Raw genomic sequence first — 19,251 nt, forward strand, 5'->3', positions numbered from 1 at the left:
CCCGCAATTCCGGCGGGACGGGACAGCAGCCTCTGGCACCGTCGCGACGGTTGTCGGCATCGCGGGCAGGCGTTTTCCGATTCAGGCCCACCCCGGACAGGCACAGGGACGATGGCACGCATCGTGATGAAGTTCGGCGGCACATCCGTCGCCGATATCGACCGTATCAAGTCGGTGGCGCAGCGCGTCAAGGCGGAGCTGGACGACGGCAACGAAGTGGCCGTGGTCGTCTCCGCTATGGCCGGAGTTACCAACCAGCTCATCGACTACACCCGTTCCGCCGCCCGTCTCTATGACCTCCGTGAGTACGATGCCATCGTTTCCTCGGGAGAGAATGTGACGGCCGGACTTCTGGCCGTGGTGCTGCAGGATCTGGGCGTCTCGGCACGCTCCTGGCAAGGCTGGCAGATTCCGATCCGCACCGATGCCTCCCACGGCTCTGCGCGCATCGAGGCCATCGAGACCACGGAGATGAGCCGCCGGTTGAGTTCAGGCGAGGTGGCGGTGGTCGCCGGTTTTCAGGGTATCGAGCCCGAGCGCCAGCGGATCACCACGCTGGGGCGCGGCGGTTCGGATACCTCGGCGGTGGCTCTGGCTGCAGCGCTTGGAGCGGATCGCTGCGACATCTACACTGATGTGGACGGGGTTTATACCAGCGACCCGCGCATCGTGAAGGGCGCGCGCAAGCTCAATCGCATCACCTACGAGGAGATGCTGGAGATGGCCTCTCTCGGCGCCAAGGTGCTGCAGACGCGCTCGGTCGAGATGGCGATGAAACATGGTGTACGCCTGCAGGTTCGCTCGAGCTTCGAGAACCTGCCCGGCACCCTGGTGGTGGACGAGGAAGAAATCGTGGAACAGGCAGTCGTAAGCGGTGTGACCTACAGCCGGGACGAAGCGAAGATCACCCTGCGCAGCGTGCCCGATCGCCCGGGCATTGCCGCTGGCATTTTCGGCCCCCTGGCCGAGGCCGCCATCAACGTCGACATGATTGTGCAAAACATCTCCAGTAAGGAGAAGACCACCGATCTGACCTTCACGGTCGGTCGGGCCGAGGTGGAGCGGGCCCTCGCCGTGTTGGAGAAGCATGCGGAGTCGATTGGTTACGAGGAACTCGCCTCCGAGCACAACGTGGTCAAGGTCTCGGTGATCGGTGTCGGCATGCGCAGCCATGCCGGCGTGGCCCAGACCATGTTCGGGGCGCTGGCGGAGAAGGGGATCAACATCGAGGTGATCACCACCTCGGAGATCAAGGTCAGCGTTTTGATCGCTGAGGAGTATCTTGAGCTGGCGTTGCGTAGCCTCCACTCGGCCTACGGCCTGGACAAGGTCTGAAGCCGGACCCTTCGAAAGGGGGCGACGCACCCGGACCCAGTAGAACCCGGGGCGCAGAAGAAGCGTAAGAAGAGCGCGAAAGAGGGGTAGAGCCGATGGCGCCGCAGGCAGGAGGCTGGGGCGGTTCGCGCCGGCTGTTGCGGCAGCTGCGCGACCTGATGCAATCGGGCGGTCTATGGCAGGACCGCCTGGATTCCTTGGTGCGCCTGATCGCCGATGCCATGGTGGCCGAGGTCTGCTCCCTCTATGTCATGCGCGCGGGCGAAGTTCTCGAGCTTTTCGCCACCCAGGGCTTGCGCCGGGAAGCGGTGCACCGCACCCGCCTGCGCGTCGGCGAAGGCATCGTCGGCGAAATCGCCTCCACCGGGCGTCCCTTGTCGCTGCAGGACGCACAGCAGCATCCAAACTTTGCCTATCGGCCGGAGACCGGGGAAGAAATCTTCCACTCCATGCTCGGCGTGCCTTTGCTGCGCGACCGCCGGGTCATCGGCGTGCTCGCCGTGCAGAACAAGACCCGGCGCGCCTACGGCGAAGACGAGCTGGAAGCGCTGGAAACGGTGGCCATGGTCCTGGCCGAGATGGTCGGAGGCGCCGGCTTGATCGGCGAGGAGGAGGGGCGCCACACCGACAGCTTGGCCACACTGCCGGCGCGCCTGGCGGGTGTGACCCTGAACGAAGGCATCGGTATGGGCACCGCCGTGCCGCATGAGCGCGGCATCGTCATCAAGCAGATCGTTGCCGAAGACATCGATGTGGAGCTGCATCGGCTCGAGAGTTCGCTGTCCGAGATGCAGGAATCGCTCGACGATCTGCTGCAGCGCCAGGAGCTCTCCGGTGACGGTGAGCATGTGGAGGTGCTGGAAACCTATCGCATGTTTGCCGAGGACCGCGGCTGGGCCGAACGGCTGCGCGAGGCTGTGCGCAGCGGCCTGACCGCCGAGGCGGCGGTGCAGCGCGTGCTCACCGACATGCGCCAGCGCATGACGAAGGTGCGCGACCCCTATATCCGCGAGCGTTACTCCGACCTGGAGGACCTGGGCAATCGGCTGCTGCACCACCTGACCGGAAACGACTCCACCGCGCGCGACGACTTGCCTGACGATCTGGTGCTGGTGGCGCGCAATCTGGGGCCGGCCGAACTGCTCGACTACGACATTTCGCGCCTGCGCGCCGTGGCGCTGGAGGAGGGCAGTCCCACGGCGCACGTGGCAATCGTTGCCCGGGCGCTGGGCATTCCCATGATCGGCCGCTGCTCGGAACTGCTGGCACGCGTGCGGCCCGGCGATTTCGTTATCATCGATGGAGATGTCGGCCAGGCGCTGCTGCGGCCGCGGCAGTCGGTGCGCCAGAGTTTCTCCGATGCCATCGAACTGAGGGCCAACCGCCGGGCCGAGCAGCTTGCCAATCGCGCGCTGCCACCGGAGACCCGCGACGGCGTGCGCATCAGCCTGCAGGCCAATGCCGGCTTGCTGGTGGACCTGGACCAACTCGAGGAAAGCGGGGCCGAAGGGGTTGGCCTCTATCGCACCGAGGTTCCCTTCATGGTGCAGGAGCGCTTTCCCGATGCGGCCACCCAAACCGAGCTCTACGCCCGGGCGCTGGACATGGCCGGCGAGAGGCCGGTCACCTTCCGCACTCTGGATATCGGCGGCGACAAGGCGCTGCCCTACTGGAGCGGCACCAAGGACGAGAACCCAGCCATGGGCTGGCGGGCCATTCGCATCGGCCTCGACCGCCCGGCCATGCTGCGCCAGCAGCTGCGCGCCCTGCTGGCAGCCGGTGCCGGGCGGCATCTGCGGCTGATGTTCCCCATGGTCAGCGAGGTGAACGAGCTGATGCAGGCGCGCGCCCTGCTGGACATGGAGCTGGCCCGGCACCTGGCCCGCGGGGCCGAGCCCCCGACCCGGCTGGAAGTGGGCGTCATGCTGGAGGTGCCGGCGCTGATCTGGCAGCTCCCTGCGCTCTTCGCGCGGGCCGATTTTGTTTCCGTGGGCTCGAACGACCTCTTCCAGTTCCTCTTCGCCATCGACCGGGGCAATCCGCGCCTGGCGCGGCGCTATGATTCGCTGTCGCCGCCGATCCTGACGCTACTGCGCTTCCTGGCCGCCGAAGCCGACAGCCACGGTGTGCCGCTGTCGGTCTGTGGCGAGATGGCCGGCCATCCGCTGGAAGCCTTGGCGCTGATCGGCTGCGGCATTCGCATTCTCTCCATGCCGCCCTCGCATGTGGCGTCGGTCCGCTCCACGGTGCGCAGCCTCAAGCTGGGGTCGCTGCAGGAGTACGTCACCTATCTCAGCGGCCTGCCAAACCGCAGTGTCCGACAACATCTTAGGGCTTACGCCGGTGACCATGGGATCGCCCTTTGAGCCAGACGTTGCGGTTGGGCGTTGCAGGACGAGTCGACTCCGGGGCCGTCCTGGTCTAATGCCTTAGACCGTTCTAAGCGTTTGCCGTTTTGCTTCCGCCTTTGGTAAGACTCGCGCGTCCGTTCGCATGAGGTCAGCCGCCTGGGGTCCGTGATAGCTGGGCGACCCGAGCGCTTGTATCCTATGCTGAGCTTGTTCATTCCGACGAGGTGATCGTTTGACACAGGATGCCGAGGATCTGCGCTACGAGCCCGAGTGGCCCGAGGATGGACATGCGCCTCAGCGGCGGCCGGAGCCGATCGGCAGCATCCTGCGCCGCAGCCGCTATGAGCTGGGCTACGAACTCGAGACTGTGGCAGCCGAGTTGCGCATCCGGCGTCCCTATCTCCAAGCGATCGAAGAAGGCCACTACGAGGAACTGCCGGGCACACCCTACGCCATCGGCTTTGTACGCTCCTATGCCGAGTATCTTGGACTCGACTCCGAGGCGACGGTGGCGCTCTTCAAGTCTGAAATCAACGAGGCGGCGCGGGCGAAGCAGGATCTCTCCTTCCCGGCGCCCAAGCCGGAAGGCCGTCTGCCCGGCTTCGCTCTGGTGCTGATTTCCCTGCTGGTGGTCGCACTCGCCTACGGCGGCTGGCACGTCTGGAGTCAGAGTGGCAAGCCCTTCGTGGAGCTGCTGCCTTTGCCGGGCGGGGAGGAGCCGGTGCAGTTGGCAGAGCAGGAAGTGGCAGAGCCCGAGGATCCACCGGCTGCCACATCGGACGGGACCCCGGAACAGGACAGCCTCGTGGGGAGCACCGGCACCCCCGAGGAAGCGACCTCCCCGGCGCCGGACAGTGCCACAGCCTTGCCAGACGAGGATCTCTCCGATCCGCAAACGCCGCCGGGGACCGAGCCCAGCGCGCTTGAACCTGACGCGGAGGGCTCCGACGGCGAGGGCAGTGAAGGGAGCCTGCTGCCCGATGGCACCGATACCGGCGACACCGAGGCGCCGTCCCTGGCGGACGCCCAGCCGGAGCCGGAGGCAACGGCAGACGACGCGCTGCCTGAACCGCCAGCCGTCGAAGGCGCTGGTGACGACACGGCTGCGCCGGCGGTCCCAGAGGAAGCCGATGCCGATTCCGAGGAGACGCCGCTTGCGGCCTCCGAACCCGAGGAGCCGGAAGAGCCGCTGCTCTCCATGGATGATCTGGGCACGGGGCAACGCTACGGGGCGGAAGGCGCAGATGTGCGCGTCGTCCTGCTTGCCACCGCCGACTCCTGGGTCCAGGTGCGCAGCGCCAATGACGAGTTGCTGTTCACGCGGGTTCTCCGGCCGGGCGACACCTATCGCGTGCCGGATCAAGAGGGTCTCAGTCTGCTCACCGGCAACGCCGGGGGGCTGGACATTGTGGTGGAGGGCCGCCGCCTGCCGCCGCTGGGGCCCAATGGTGCAGTCCGCCGCGATATCTCGCTGGACCCCGAGGCTCTGCGCAGCCGTGCTGAGTGACCCTGCGTGCCTCTTGCAGCCCTGGCATTCCAGCGCGGTGCTTGAAGTCGCGCGGAGCAGCGGGCAGTTTGAAGGAACGTTCCAATCCAGGATGACACTACGGGAGTGCCGGCCATGAGCGTTCGGCCTTACCGCGACATTCAACGCCGTCCCTCGCGCCGTATTCACGTCGGCCCGGTGGCGGTGGGTGGTGATGCACCGATTTCGGTGCAGTCCATGACAAACACGGCCACCTCGGATGTGCGCGCCACAATCGAGCAGATCCAGCGGATTGCAGAGGCCGGGGCGGACATCGTGCGCGTGTCCTGCCCTGATGAGGCTTCCACCGTGGCGCTGCGTGACATCGTGCGCGAATCACCAATCCCGATCGTCGCCGACATCCACTTCCACTATCGTCGCGGCATCGAGGCGGCGGAGGCGGGCGCGGCCTGCCTGCGCATCAATCCCGGCAACATCGGCAGTCGCGAGCGGGTGCGCGAAGTGGTCAAGGCCGCCCGCGACCATGGCTGCTCCATGCGCATCGGCGTCAATGCGGGGTCACTGGAGCGGGACTTGCTGGAGCGCTACGGTGAGCCCTGTCCCGAGGCAATGGTCGAAAGCGCGCTCAACCACATCAAGCATCTGCAGGACGAGGACTTCCACGAGTTCAAGATCTCGGTGAAAGCCTCCGACGTCTTCCTCGCGGTGGCTGCCTATCAGGGGCTGGCCGAGGCGACTGACGCCCCCTTGCACATCGGGATTACCGAAGCCGGCGGCCTGCGCAGCGGCACGGTGAAGTCGTCCATCGGGCTGGGGATGCTGCTCTGGTCGGGCATCGGCGACACCCTGCGCGTCTCGCTCTCCACCGATCCGGTGGAGGAGGTGCGCGTGGGCTTCGAGCTGCTCAAGTCCCTGGGCCTGCGCCACCGCGGCGTCAACGTCATCTCTTGTCCCTCCTGTGCGCGCCAGCAGTTCGATGTCATCAAGACGGTGGAGGTGTTGGAGCAGCGCCTGGAGCACATCACCACGCCCATGACCGTCTCCGTGATCGGCTGCGTGGTGAACGGGCCGGGCGAGGCGACCATGACCGATATCGGTTTCACCGGCGGCGGGCGTGGCACCCACCAGGTCTATCTCGCCGGCGTGCCGCACCATCGCCTGAAGGACGAAGCCATCGTTGACCACCTGGTCCGCCTGGTGGAGGAAAAGGCTGCAGAGATCGAGGCGGGGCGCAGCGAACCATCCGCTGCCGCCGAGTAATCCCCGAGGCCGAAGAAAAAGCGAGAAAGAAGCACCGCCCGTGTCCAGCCTGCAGCCCGTCCGCGGCACCCATGACCTTCTGCCCGAGGAGATGCGCCGCCATCGCGCCGTGATTGAGCGCGCGCGTGCCCTGGCCGAAGGCTACGGCTATCTCGAGATGGCCACGCCGATCTTCGAGTTCACCGAGGTCTTCAAGCGCACGCTGGGCGACACCTCCGACGTGGTGACGAAGGAGATGTACACCTTCGCCATGAAGGAGGGAGAGGAGATCACCCTGCGGCCGGAGAACACCGCCGGTGTGGCGCGGGCCTTCATCACCCACGGCCTGCAGCAGGCCTTGCCGGTGAAATACTTTTATGCCGGGCCGATGTTCCGGCACGAGCGCCCGCAAAAGGGTCGGCAGCGGCAGTTCCACCAGATCGGCATCGAACTGCTGGGTGTGCCGGCACCGCAGGGCGACATCGAGATCATCGCCCTGGGGCGGCACATTCTGGAAGCCTTGGGTGTGGCTGAGCGCACCACCTTGGAGCTCAACACCCTGGGCGACCCCGAAAGCCGCCAGGCCTATCGTCAGGCCCTGATCGACTACTTCTCCGACCATCAGGCGCGTTTGAGCGCGGACAGCCGGGAACGGCTGGAGCGCAATCCGCTGCGTATTCTGGACAGCAAGGACGAAGGCGACCGGGAGCTGATCGCCGAAGCGCCGGCCTTCGAGGACTATTTGAACCAGGCCAGCGTCGATTTCTTTGCCGAGGTGCGCGAAGGGCTGGAAGCGCTGGAGATCCCCTATCGCCTGAACAACCGCCTGGTGCGCGGGCTCGACTACTACTGCCACACGGCCTTCGAGTTCACCACCGATGCCCTGGGCGCTCAGGGTACGGTGATGGGCGGCGGACGATACGACTACCTCGTGGAGACCATGGGCGGTCCGCCCACCGCGGGTGTCGGCTGGGCCGCCGGCATCGAGCGTCTGGCGATGCTCCTCGCCGACCCGCCTGCGGCGCCACGGCCGGTTGCCGTCGTGCCGGTGGGGCCTGAGGCGGAGAAGCCGGCCCTGTTGCTGACCCAGCGGCTGCGGCGCGAGGGGTTTGCCGTGGAACTGGGCTACAGCGGCAACGTGAAGAAGCGGATGCGACGGGCGAATGGTCTCGGCGCGCGTTTCGCCCTGCTCCTTGGCGAAGAGGAGTTGGCGAAGGGGGCGACCAGCCTGCGCGACCTCGACAGCGGGGCGCAGGAACTCGTCTCCCTGGATTCGCTGGGCGAGCGCCTCCGCGCCCTGGCCTAGGCAGCGGCCCGCGATGGCGGTGCCGCAGGAGCGCAGCTTTCTGGTTGTCGGTGTCAATCACCGCAGCGCCGGCATGGAGCTGCGTGAAGCACTCTTCATCGAGGAAGAGCGTGTGCCCGAACGCCTGTCCGAGCTGCGCGACAGCGGCCTGGATGAGGTGCTCCTGCTCTCCACCTGTGACCGCATCGAGGTGCTCGCCGCCGTCGAGGACAGCGCGGACGCAGCGCTGCGGCTGCGCCGGCTGCTGGCACAATGGGCCGGCGTTTCGCACGACGATCTGATTGGCCAAAGCTACGCGCTCAGCGACGACGACGCTCTGCGTCATCTTTTTGCCGTGGCGGCCTCCCTGGACAGCCAGGTGATTGGCGAGCCCCAGGTGCTGGGCCAGGTCAAAGAGGCGCATCGCCTGGCGGCTGCCCTGGGCCTGACCGGTCCCTTCCTCGGTCGCAGGCTGGAAGCGGCCTACAAGGCGGCCAAGCGGGTGCGCAACGAAACCAGTCTGGCACAGCAGCCGGTCACCCTGGCGGCCTCGGCGCTGCGCGTGGCGCGCGACTTGCATGGCGATCTCGGGCGCAGCAGCCTGCTGCTGCTCGGCCTGGGTGAGATGGGTGAACTGCTTGCAGGTGAGTTTCGCGCAGCCGGCGTCGGGGAACTGACGGTCAGCCATCGTTCCGAGCGACGCGCGGAGGCTGTGGCCCGGCGCCTGCGTGCGCATCTGCGCGCCTGGGAGGAGCAGGAGGAGGCGCTGGCCCAAGCCGATGTGGTGGTCTCTGCCCTGGGAAGTGGCCGCCTGCTGCTGCCGGCCTCCCGGGTGGAGCAGGCCTTGCGTCGCCGGCGTCGACGCCCGATCTTCCTGATCGATGCGGCCGTTCCCGGTGATATCGAGCCGGCGGTCGAGAGCCTGGACGGGGCCTTCGTCTACAGCCTCGATGATCTCGAGCGGGTGGCGGCAGCCGGGCGGCGCAGCCGGGAAGGGGCCTCGATGCGGGCCTGGCGCATTCTCGGCGAGGAACTCGATGATTTTCGGCGGATCAGCCGGGGGCGAGAGACGGCGCCACTGTTATCGGATCTGCGGGCCCATGCCGAACGCATCCGCCAGGAGGTGCTGGCCGAGAAGGGGGATGACGCTGAGGCGGCCACGCGGCTGTTGTTGGCGCGCCTCCTGCACGAACCCTCGGAGGCCCTGCGGGAGGCGGCAAGCGAGGATCCCGGCAATCGGCCGCTGTTCGAGCGCCTGCTGCGCCGGCTGTTTCGCCTTGAGGGCGAGGGGCCGCGCGGCGGCGGAGAAGGAGAAAAAAGACGGTGAAGCTGGACCAGAGTCTGGAGCAGGTGGTTGCGCGTTGGCGCGAACTCTCGGCCCTCTTGAACGACCATCCGGAGCCGGGCTCCACGGCCTATACCAACATGCTGCGCGAGCACCATGAACTGCAGCCACTGGTGGAGCATGTGGAGGCGCTGCAGTCGAAACGCCGCGAACTCGCGGAGTTGGACGCAATGCGCCAGGACCCAGAGGCGGAGTCGGAGATGCGGGCACTGGCGGAGGAGGAGTATTACAGCCTGCGCGACGCCCTGCCGGCGCTGGAGCAGGAGGTCATGCTGCTCCTGCTGCCCAAGGATGAGGCCGACGCGCGTAACGCAATTCTTGAGGTGCGTGCCGGCACCGGCGGCGAGGAGGCGGCGCTCTTTGCCGGTGAACTCTTTCGCATGTACCAGCGCTATGCCCAGCTGCGCGGCTGGCGCTTCGAGTTGCTGGACTACACCGAAACTGAAATCGGCGGGATCAAGGAGGCCAGCGCGGCGATTACCGGCCGCGACGTCTTCAGTCGCCTGAAGTTCGAGTCCGGCGTGCATCGGGTGCAGCGCGTGCCGGTGACCGAGTCCGGCGGACGCATCCACACCTCCGCCGCGACCGTTGCCGTGCTGCCCGAGGCTGAGGATGTGGATGTGGAGATCGAGGATAAGGATCTGCGCATCGACACCTTCCGCTCCCAGGGCGCCGGGGGACAGCACGTCAACACCACCGATTCCGCCATCCGCATCACCCATCTGCCCAGCGGGGTGGTGGTGCAGTGCCAGGACGAAAAGTCCCAACACAAGAACAAGCTGAAGGCCATGAAGATCCTGCGCGCACGTCTCTATGACGAAAAGCGCCGCCAGCAGGCCGACGACCTGGCTGCAACCCGGCGCCAGCAGGTGGGCTCCGGCGATCGCTCGGAGCGCATTCGCACCTACAATTTTCCGCAAGGCCGCGTGACCGACCACCGCATCAATCTGACTCTGCACAAGATCGACAAGATTCTGGCCGGCGAGGCCCTGGACGAGGTGATCGACGCGCTCATTGCTGAGGATCAGGCCGCACGCCTGGCAAGCATGCAGTGACCAGCATCGGCGACGCGCTGACCACAGCGCAGCAGGAACTCGAAGCTGCCGGTGTGCCGGATGCGCGCCGTGATGCTCGCCTTCTGCTGGCCGCGCTGCTGGAGTGCGACATCTCGACGGTGATCGCCTGGCCCGAGCGCGGCCTGGACCAGGCGAGTGAAGAGGCTTTTCGCGACAGCATCCGGCGCCGGGCCGCCCGAGAGCCGGTGGCCCGCATCCTGGGAGTTCGGGAATTCTGGTCCTTGCCCTTCCAACTGGCGCCCGAAACCCTCGATCCGCGCCCGGATAGCGAGCTGTTGGTCTCGGCGCTCCTGGAGCGCGTGCGCGACCCGCAGGCGCCTCTGCAAGCACTTGACCTGGGCAGCGGCAGTGGCTGTCTGCTGCTTGCGCTGCTGTCCGAATTGCCGCAGGCGCGTGGTTTGGGTGTGGACTGCAGCCAAGCGGCAGTGGATATGGCAACGCGCAATGCAAGGAACCTCGGCCTGGCCGAGCGCGTTCACTTCCAACTTGGCGACTGGTGCGCGGGCCTCGAGCAACGCTTCGACTTGCTGCTCTGCAATCCACCCTACATCCCCGCGGATGAGATCGATGCCCTGGAGCCGGAGGTGGCCGGCTGGGAGCCGCGCGGGGCGCTGGATGGCGGAGACGACGGCCTCGAGCCCTATCGCATCCTGATTCCGCAACTTGACCGGCTGCTCGCGGCCTGGGGAATGGCGATCTTCGAGCATGGACCGGGACAGGCTGCGGCCATTGCGGCGCTGCTGGAGCAGCCCCGAAGGTGGCAATGGCAGGTCCTTTTGGACCTGGCCGGGCGTGAGCGGGCACTTTTGATCCGGCGCAGAGGGTGAAATGTATAAAAAACAGTTGGAAAGCGGGGTGCGGGTCGCTAGGTTTCTTTTATGACGCTGGCTCGGCTGGCGTAGATGGGGTGCATTTGAGCGCCAAGGGCTTTTCGCCCTCAGTCGCTCCGACTTCCAGATGGACGTTGAAGATTTCGTGCAGTGATCGCCGTTGCGATAGCTGACGAGTGCTCCCATTGACTATTTTTGATCCCACTCGTGACGCCATAACGGACTGAGATGAGGCAAGGCAACAATCCACGGCGGGGCCGCGGTCGCCCCGGACGACGCCCGAACGTGCCGACTCGCGCCCAGAACTTTGAAAGTAATGGGCCCGAAGGCCGCGTCCGCGGCAACGCAGCGCAGGTCTATGAGAAGTATACGCAGTTGGCGCGCGATGCTCAGTCCGCAGGGGACAGAGTGCTTGCGGAGTCCTTCCAGCAGCATGCTGAGCACTATTATCGGATCATCAACGACAGCACCGATCCCAACAATCGACCGCAGCAGTCGGGTGAGCAGCGGGCCGAGGAACGTGGTGAGTCCGAATCCGGTGAGGGCCAGGACGACAACGGCGAGTCCATGGAGGCAGCGCCCCGCGGGCGCTACAGCCGTGGCGATCGCAACGGTGCGCGCTTCGAGGACCGGCGTCAGCAGGCCCGTCAGGGCGACCCTCGCTTTGCCGAGAACCGCAATGGCGAGAACGGTGGCCAGGACTCGCGCAGCACCTCGGAGCAGTCCGAAGAGCCGGCGCAGGGCCACGACGGCAACGGCGAGCAGGCATCACAGGCGGCCGAGCCTGCAGTGTCCAACGAGCCGGTAGCGCAAGTCGAAGGTGCTGCTGCGGAAAGCGAAGCCGAGAAGCCGGCACCGCGCCGTACTCGGCGCACCAGCACTTCGACGACCAGTCGAACCACAACCCGGCGCTCCAGCAAGGCCAAGGTCGAGGAGGCCCCGGCCGGTGAAGAGGATGCCGGTCTGCTAAAAATGCTGGGCGAGAAGACGCGCAGCGGTAATGGCTCTGCTGGTGAAACTGCCACCGCATCCGACAGCGAATCTGCCGGAAAGTCCGCCGAAACTGGTGACGGTGACGCCGAGGCGAGTGAGCCCAAGGTGGCCAAGCCACGGCGCCGGCGCACCACCCGCGCCAGCGGCGATGCGGAGAAGGTCGAGGCGTGAGCCTCACGGCTCCCGCGTCGCGGGGCCCCGCTCTCTAGGTGCCCGTAGTGCGGCAAGCGATCTTTACTGCCTGCCTGGCAGCATCACTGACGGCAGTAACAGCGGCCTGGACCGGAGTGGTCCAGGCCGCTTTGCGTTGCGATCTGGCCTATGAGGTCTTCTCCGCGGCCACAGTTCCGCCGCCAGCCGATCTTGATCACCACCAGGCGGTCACGCGGGCGGAGGCGGAGGCCTTGCCGGATCTGCTGGACGCTGCGCTGTCAGGGGATGATCTCACGCTCTCGGCGCCGAAGGTCACCTGGGGCGGTTGGCGCTGGTCCAACAGTCCCAGTATTCATCTGCAACTGAGCGCAGAAGACAGCGAAGCCGGCTGGCGCCAGGCGCGGGAACTGGCAGCGGGGCTGGCCTGGCTCTATGAGCAGGAGGCCGTTTTGCTGGCGTGCGATGCGCCCGAACCCGCCGATCCACCAGAGAGGCTGCCACGAGGGGACTTGGTGGACAGCTGGCTGGTAACCGCGGAGCCGGAAAGCTTCTTTCAGTCGCGCGATAGTCTCTTCGCGTTTTACGCAAGCCTGCTGGCCCAAGCCGGTCACCTTGACCTCGGCTACACGCGTTTGGGCGCGGATTTCTGGACTGTTGATTTCGCTGGGGACCTGGAGCGGGTTCTGCGGAAGGCCACCGGCTCCTTCGAGCAACTCAGCGCCGGCGCCCTGAGCTTTGACCTTCAGCGTCGCCCCGTGGCCGTGACCCTGGTGTCTGGGGACGAGCTACGTCCGGACCGGCCGCTGCTACAGGCGCGCAAAACAATCCGGGAGCGGCGTGAGAGACTGCTTCAGTCCAGCAGCAGCTCATCGCCCGACGCCACCTCGCCGTCGGAGACCACCTCGCAGTAGACGCCCATGTTGAGGTGCTGGTAGCCCCGGCGCAGCAGCAGCGGCAGGTTCATGTCGACCGTCGCGCTGTCGGGGTCGACGTTGGTGGCAGCACAGCGCTCGATGGGTTCCATGACACGAAGCTTTGCCGTGCCGATGCGCAGGTTGCGTCCCACCCAGCTGAACTCCTCCCAGGCGGCGGCGCCCTCGATCCAGAGATTGGCGCGGAAGCGGCGCGGGTCGACCGGCCGTCGCGCCACTCGCGCCAGGTCCTCGACGCTGGCCAGGTTGAGCAGGGAGATCCAGGGCTGGGGCACATCGGTCATACCCTCGCCGGCTTCGGCTTCCACCAGTTTCGGCACCCCACGACCGTCCGGACCCAGGTAGTCGGCGAAGAACTGACCGATCATGGCGCGGCCAAGCGGCTCGGTAATGACCGCACGGGCGAGCTGCCGTCCGCGCCGCTCCAGGGTCAGCACGCCACTATCCGGATCGAAGTCGGCACTCAGGCTGGCCAGCCGTGGTTCGCTGCGCAGGCTGTAGAAGTGTTTGGGCGGCAGCCAGCGGGGCAGGCTGGCCTCCCAGGGGGCCGAGCCGTGGGCCAGCGCAAAGCGGCGATCGCCTGGCAGCCTGGCGTGGCTGGTCAAGGCAACCCGGTCCAGTGCTTTGCCATTCAGGCCCTTGACGGGATAGCGGTAGAGTCCCTGCAGGATCATGCTTGGCCTGTCTCCCTTTCAGGCCAGTCAAGCCGAGCGCCCCCGCCGGGTCAACGCCCGGGTGAGCCCTTCGGTCGGAGTCCCGGGTGACGGCGGCTCTGCGGGGCTGTGTCACCCCGGGGGCCTTTCCGCCATAAGAATGTCCGTAACAAGTTTGCACATGAGAGTGAATTGCAGTTGCGCCCTGCAAAAACTGCCCTTAGAGTGCAGCCGTTGTTTGGGGGCGGCGGTCCTCGCTGGAGAGCAATCCCTCGTCGCTCCGGCACCGTTTGACCCAGGCATCGATCTCTCCTGACCTTCGACCCCCGTGCAGAAGCACGGGGGTTCTTTTTTTGCCTGGCCGGTGCCGTTCCAGTGCGCTCGCTATCTTGAGTCTTGCGCGCCTCAGCCCATATCCACTCCAGGCGTGTGTGATTTCGATCAACGCCTTGCGGGCCGCATGCCGCTAGTCTTTTGGGTGCGGTCCATTCCGACAACAACAGCATCGTCGACCGTGCGCCACTTTGGGCGCGGACGAGGAGGGCAGGAGAAGCATGGATTTCGAGAAGTACAGCGAACGCTCCCGCGGTTTTCTGCAGTCGGCCCAGGGCTTGGCCCTGCGACGCGGGCATCAGCGTTTGACCCCAGAGCACCTTTTGAAGGTGCTGCTGGACGACAAGGAAGGGCTCGCGGCCAACCTGATCCGGGCGGCGGGCGGCGACGGCGCCAAGGCGCTTTCGGCGGTCGAGGCCGCGCTTGAGCGTCAGCCCAAGGTCGAGGGCAGCGGCGCTGGGCAGATCTACCTTTCACCGGAACTGGCGCGCAGCTTCGAGCAGGCAGAGAAGCTGGCCGAGCAGGCCGGCGACTCCTATGTCACCGCGGAGAGGCTGCTCACCGCCCTGGCGTTCGACGGCAACAACCCGGCCGGCAAGGCTCTGGCTGAAGCCGGTGTGACGCCGCAGGCGCTCAACAGCGCCGTTGAGTCGCTGCGCAAGGGCCGTACCGCCGACAGTGCCAATGCCGAGGCAGGTTACGACGCGCTCAAGAAGTACGCACGCGACCTCACTGAGGCGGCGCGCGAGGGCAAGCTGGACCCGGTGATCGGCCGCGACGAGGAGATTCGCCGCACCATTCAGGTCCTCTCCCGACGCACGAAGAACAACCCCGTGCTGATCGGCGACCCCGGTGTGGGCAAAACCGCCATCGTGGAGGGCCTGGCGCAGCGCATCATCAATGGCGACGTGCCCGAAGGCCTCAAGCACAAGCGCCTCATGTCCCTCGACCTGGGTGCCATGGTGGCCGGCGCGAAGTTCCGCGGCGAGTTCGAGGAGCGGCTGAAGGCGGTGCTGCAGGAGATTTCCGCCTGCGAGGGCGAGATCATCGTCTTCATCGACGAGCTGCATACCCTGGTGGGCGCCGGCAAGGCCGACGGGGCCATGGACGCCTCCAACATGCTGAAGCCGGCGCTCGCGCGCGGTGAACTGCACTGCGTCGGCGCCACCACGCTCGACGAGTACCGCAAGCACATCGAAAAGGATGCGGCGCTCGCCCGGCGCTTCCAGCCGGTCTTCGTCTCCGAGCCCTCGGTCGAGGACAGCATTTCCATCCTGCGCGGGCTCAAGGAGAAGTACGAGCTGCACCACGGTGTGCGTATCGCCGATGGTGCGCTGGTGGCGGCTGCCACGCTGTCCAACCGCTACATCAGCGACCGTTTCCTGCCGGACAAGGCGATCGACCTGATCGATGAGGCGGCCAGCCGGCTGCGCATGGAAGTCGATTCCAAGCCAGAAGAGCTCGACGAGCTCGATCGTCGGATCATCCAGCTCAAGATCGAACAGGCGGCGCTGAAGAAGGAAAGCGACCGCGCCTCGCAGGAGCGGCTGGAGAAGCTGGAAAAGGAGCTGGGCGAACTGGAGTCGCAGTCGGCGGAACTCACCGTGCGCTGGCAGGCGGAGAAGGCTAAGCTGGCCGACGCCCAGAAGCTGAAGGAACAGCTGGAGCAGGCGCGCCTCGAGGTGGAGGCGGCTCAGCGTCGCGGCGATCTCGAACGGGCCGCCGAGCTGCGCTATGCCACCCTGCCTGATTTGGAGCGCCGCCTGGCCGAAGCGGAAGTGGCCGAGGAGGAGCACCTGCTGGATGAGCAGGTTCTGCCCGAGCACATCGCCGGCGTGGTCTCGCGCTGGACCGGCATTCCCGTGGACAAGATGCTGGAGGGCGAACGCGAAAAACTGCTGCAGATGGAAGCGCTGTTGCGAAAGCGCGTCATCGGGCAGGAGGAAGCGATCACCTCCGTCTCCAACGCCGTGCGCCGGGCCCGGGCTGGACTGCAAGATCCGAACCGGCCCATGGGCTCCTTCCTCTTTCTGGGGCCGACGGGTGTCGGCAAGACCGAATTGACCAAGGCGCTGGCCGCCTTCCTCTTCGACGACGAGACCGCTCTGCTGCGGCTCGACATGTCGGAGTATATGGAAAAGCACGCCGTCAGCCGCATGATTGGCGCACCGCCGGGCTATGTGGGTTACGAGGAGGGCGGCTCGCTCACTGAAGCGGTGCGTCGCCGGCCCTATCAGGTGATCCTCTTCGACGAGGTGGAAAAGGCGCATCCCGATGTCTTCAACGTGCTGCTGCAGGTGCTCGACGACGGGCGCCTGACCGACGGGCAGGGGCACACGGTCGACTTCCGCAACACGCTGATCGTGCTGACCTCGAACCTGGGCGCCGACATCCTGGCCGGTCAGGCCGAAGGTCAGGACTCCGATGCAGTGCGCAGCCAGGTGATGGATGTGGTGCGGGCGGCCTTCCGGCCGGAGTTCCTCAACCGCCTAGACGAGATCCTGCTCTTCCATCGCCTGACCCGCGAGCAGATGACAGGGATCGTCGACATCCAGCTGCGTCATCTCGAGGCGCTGTTGGCCGACCGCAAGATCGAGCTGGTCATGGAGGACTCGGCGAAGCGCTGGCTGGCGAATGCCGGCTACGACCCGGTCTATGGCGCTCGGCCGCTGAAGCGGGTGATTCAGCGCGAACTGCAGAATCCACTGGCGGAGATGATTCTTGCCGGACGGGTCGCCGAAGGCGAGAGCGTGACTGTGGCGGCCGACGAGGGCGGCCTGACCATCAACGGCTCACTGGTCCAAGCAGCCTAGAGCAGATCGACTCAAATCGGGTTCGCGAAGCGACCCGGTTTGAGTCGTGAATCTGGCCATACACCCTTGATTCAGAGCGGATTCACGCGTTTGTTCTGAACGCTGCACGTAACAGATCAAACGCGATCCGCTCTAAACGTTCAGTTCGCTGACGCTCACTTCGCTCAATGACGAAGGGCGGCGCTGCCTGCGCCGCCCTTCGTTGCCTTTACGTCCAATGGCCCGGTCGGGATCCCGCGCAGGACCGCGGCCGTCTGCCGATCAGCAGCTGGCGTCGGTGCTGTCGCCAAGTGCCCCGCCGCAAACCTGCGGGAGCTGCTGGCGGCGCTGTTCGATGCTCGCCACCTGGATCTGGCGCTGCTGCAGGCGCTTGCGGTTGATTTCCTGCACCCGCTTCTCGAAGAGCTCCATCTCGGCGCCGGCCAACTGACGGCCGGTGGGCAGCTTGATCGAAGCCGGGTTCACCTGCTTGCCATTCACATGCACCTCGTAGTGCAGGTGCGGACCGGTGGAGGCGCCGGTGCTGCCCACATAGCCGATGACATCACCCTGGGTGACCCGGCTGCCCGCCTTGAGGCCCTTGGCAAAGCGGCTCAGGTGGGCATAGGCGGTGCCGTAGCCGTTGCCGTGGCGGATCTTGATGTAGTTGCCATAGCCGCCGTTGCGCCCGGCTTTCTCGACCACCCCGTCGCCGGCGGCGTAGATCGGGGTGCCGGTGGGCGCGGCAAAGTCGGTGCCCTGATGCATGCGGGTGTAGCCCTTGATGGGGTGCCGCCGCATGCCGAAGTTGGAGGAGATGCGCGCCCCGTCGATGGGTGTGCGCAGCAGGCCGCGCCGCGCGGAGAGGCCATTGGCATCGAAAAAGTCGACGATGCCGTCTTCGGTCTCGAAGCGATAGTAGGCCCGCTCCCGATTGCCCAGCGCCAGGGCCACATAGTGCAGGTCACCGCTCTTTACCGTCGCACCGCTTTCATCGGTGAGGCTGTCATAGAAGAGTTCGAAACCGTCGCCCGGCTGAATGTCGCGCTGAAAGTCCACGTCGTAGCTCATGGCGCGAATCGCATCGACCAGGATGGCGTGTGGCACACCGTTGGCGGCGGCCGCCGCGAAGAGACTGGTATCGATGCGCCCCTCGGCGTAGCGCTCCTGGGCCGCCAGGGGACGCTCGACCGCGAGCGCGACGTAGCCCGCGCTGTCGCGCTGCACGTGCACCTCAGAGGTGGCGTCGGGCACGAGGCGCAGCCACTCCAGCGCGGCCTGCTCGCCCTGGGCGCTGAAGGCGAGCTGGATTTCCTGGCCCGGGCGCAGCTTGCGCGGATCGTACTGTTCCGCCAGGGCCGCGATGGCGGCATGGGCGTCGGCCCGGGGGGCGCCGGCGCGGGTCAGGAGCGCCATGAGCGTATCGCCGCGGCGCACTTCTACAAGAGACTCATGCAGGCGCTGCAGATCCCGGCGGCTTGAGGCGGGGGCGCTGCGCAGGCCGGGGGCGAAGTTTGTGAGGTAGAGACGATCGGCGAGCGGGTCGCGCGCTGCATCGAGATCGACCGGCGCCAGCTCGGCAGTGACATTAGCAGTGGCAGGGGACTCCTTCGGCGCAGCCTGCGCCAGCGATCCGCGGTTGTCGGCTTTGGATGCCAGAGAGAGATTGATGCCGCCGCCCAGCCCAGCGGCCACGGCAAGGAAACTGCCCAGTCCCACTGCCGCCAGCGCCACGCCGGCGCAAAGAGGAAGGCGCCAGGATGTGCGCGTGGGTCCCTTACCTTCCGGGTTCGCTGTCATGCCCCCCGATCTCCTGCTGTTGCTGCGTCGCTGAATCCCATACGGACAGGCAAGGCGCCCCTGCTGCCACTGCCGTCCAGGTACCTCGAAAGGGGTCGAAGCCGGCCCCGATTCCGCTGTCCCTCATCACCGCGGTCGGCGCCGACGCGGGCGCCCTGTGCGATGACTGCAAGAAAGATGCCGTTCAAGCGATTCCCTGTCAACAGCCTGCAAGCCTCGGAATCCCTTGAGAAACCGCCTTCCCGTTCAGGCGGTGATAAGGGGCGCGCAAACCCGTTGCGAAACTTTTTTGACGCTTTGGCGATTTTTTGTCTTGCGTGGTTGGTCTGTGGGGCCTAGAACCCGGCTCACCGCAGCGACGGGGTCCTTGAGGGGTTCTGGCGGGGCGGTGACCGGGGCTCCCGGGGCGATGTTTGAGGCATTGCTTGTTGGGGGCATCATCGCTAGGATGGGGCGAGCCGCAGGACCGGGAGATCGGTCGTGGGGTTGCTTGTGCCCGGTGGGGTGAGATTTTGCGGGGTTTCGGCTTCGCGGTTGCTTGACATTGTTGGAATGAGGGAAGGGATACGCGGGCGGCGTTGTTTGTCGCGATCCGGTCTGATGTGGATCGATACAGGGGCGTCGATTGTTCGTGGATCTCTTCGTTAA

The 19,251-nt window shown here is 66.2% G+C and carries 13 protein-coding genes; 11 read left to right on the plus strand and 2 right to left on the minus strand.

Translation table 11 applies throughout. The annotated features are described in order from the left end of the window. Nucleotides 1–111: 111 nt before the first annotated feature. From P2G67_RS15390 to P2G67_RS15435, 10 genes are all read left to right on the plus strand, one after another. Nucleotides 112–1,335, plus strand: coding sequence for an aspartate kinase (locus tag P2G67_RS15390; RefSeq protein ID WP_275824145.1), 1,224 nt, complete (start codon nucleotides 112–114; stop codon nucleotides 1,333–1,335). Nucleotides 1,336–1,430: 95 nt separating this feature from the next. Beyond that, the gene (gene ptsP / locus P2G67_RS15395) at nucleotides 1,431–3,701 is read left to right on the plus strand and encodes a phosphoenolpyruvate--protein phosphotransferase (RefSeq protein WP_275824146.1); all 2,271 of its coding nucleotides are present in this window, start codon (nucleotides 1,431–1,433) and stop codon (nucleotides 3,699–3,701) included. A 217-nt stretch (nucleotides 3,702–3,918) separates the two neighbouring features. Then, nucleotides 3,919–5,193: a helix-turn-helix domain-containing protein gene (locus P2G67_RS15400; protein WP_275824147.1), complete on the plus strand. Its 1,275-nt coding sequence runs from the start codon at nucleotides 3,919–3,921 to the stop codon at nucleotides 5,191–5,193. A gap of 114 nt (nucleotides 5,194–5,307) precedes the next feature. Then, nucleotides 5,308–6,432, plus strand: coding sequence for a flavodoxin-dependent (E)-4-hydroxy-3-methylbut-2-enyl-diphosphate synthase (gene ispG / locus P2G67_RS15405; RefSeq protein WP_275824148.1), 1,125 nt, complete (start codon nucleotides 5,308–5,310; stop codon nucleotides 6,430–6,432). Between the two features lie 40 nt (nucleotides 6,433–6,472). Then, nucleotides 6,473–7,717: a histidine--tRNA ligase gene (hisS, locus tag P2G67_RS15410; protein ID WP_275824149.1), complete on the plus strand. Its 1,245-nt coding sequence runs from the start codon at nucleotides 6,473–6,475 to the stop codon at nucleotides 7,715–7,717. Nucleotides 7,718–7,730: 13 nt separating this feature from the next. Next, nucleotides 7,731–9,023, plus strand: a complete 1,293-nt coding sequence (hemA, locus tag P2G67_RS15415; RefSeq protein ID WP_275824150.1) for a glutamyl-tRNA reductase — start codon at nucleotides 7,731–7,733, stop codon at nucleotides 9,021–9,023. Next, on the plus strand, nucleotides 9,020–10,096 hold the full coding sequence (gene prfA, locus P2G67_RS15420; RefSeq protein WP_275824151.1) for a peptide chain release factor 1: 1,077 nt from the start codon (nucleotides 9,020–9,022) through the stop codon (nucleotides 10,094–10,096). The genes hemA and prfA overlap by 4 nt, the downstream gene beginning before the upstream one ends. Then, the gene (prmC, locus tag P2G67_RS15425; protein ID WP_275824152.1) at nucleotides 10,093–10,944 is read left to right on the plus strand and encodes a peptide chain release factor N(5)-glutamine methyltransferase; all 852 of its coding nucleotides are present in this window, start codon (nucleotides 10,093–10,095) and stop codon (nucleotides 10,942–10,944) included. Before prfA ends, prmC begins: the two co-directional genes overlap by 4 nt. Before the next feature lie 231 nt (nucleotides 10,945–11,175). Then, complete coding sequence (locus P2G67_RS15430; protein ID WP_275824154.1) at nucleotides 11,176–12,111, plus strand: DUF4167 domain-containing protein; 936 nt, start codon at nucleotides 11,176–11,178, stop codon at nucleotides 12,109–12,111. Nucleotides 12,112–12,158: 47 nt separating this feature from the next. Further along, on the plus strand, nucleotides 12,159–13,004 hold the full coding sequence (locus tag P2G67_RS15435; RefSeq protein WP_275824155.1) for a hypothetical protein: 846 nt from the start codon (nucleotides 12,159–12,161) through the stop codon (nucleotides 13,002–13,004). On the opposite strand, the gene P2G67_RS15440 is transcribed toward P2G67_RS15435, so the two are convergent. Further along, nucleotides 12,944–13,699 (minus strand): MOSC domain-containing protein, encoded by a 756-nt coding sequence (locus tag P2G67_RS15440; RefSeq protein ID WP_275824156.1) that lies wholly within the window; start codon nucleotides 13,697–13,699, stop codon nucleotides 12,944–12,946. The two genes, P2G67_RS15435 and P2G67_RS15440, sit on opposite strands and share 61 nt — an antisense overlap. Before the next feature lie 533 nt (nucleotides 13,700–14,232). Between P2G67_RS15440 and clpB the strand changes: the two genes are divergently transcribed. Beyond that, the gene (clpB, locus tag P2G67_RS15445) at nucleotides 14,233–16,824 is read left to right on the plus strand and encodes an ATP-dependent chaperone ClpB (RefSeq protein WP_275824157.1); all 2,592 of its coding nucleotides are present in this window, start codon (nucleotides 14,233–14,235) and stop codon (nucleotides 16,822–16,824) included. Nucleotides 16,825–17,085: 261 nt separating this feature from the next. On the opposite strand, the gene P2G67_RS15450 is transcribed toward clpB, so the two are convergent. Next, nucleotides 17,086–18,603: a M23 family metallopeptidase gene (locus tag P2G67_RS15450; protein WP_275824158.1), complete on the minus strand. Its 1,518-nt coding sequence runs from the start codon at nucleotides 18,601–18,603 to the stop codon at nucleotides 17,086–17,088. Nucleotides 18,604–19,251: the final 648 nt, after the last annotated feature.

It is taken from the genome of Aquibaculum arenosum (assembly GCF_029222965.1).
Classification (GTDB): domain Bacteria; phylum Pseudomonadota; class Alphaproteobacteria; order Kiloniellales; family DSM-21159; genus Aquibaculum; species Aquibaculum arenosum.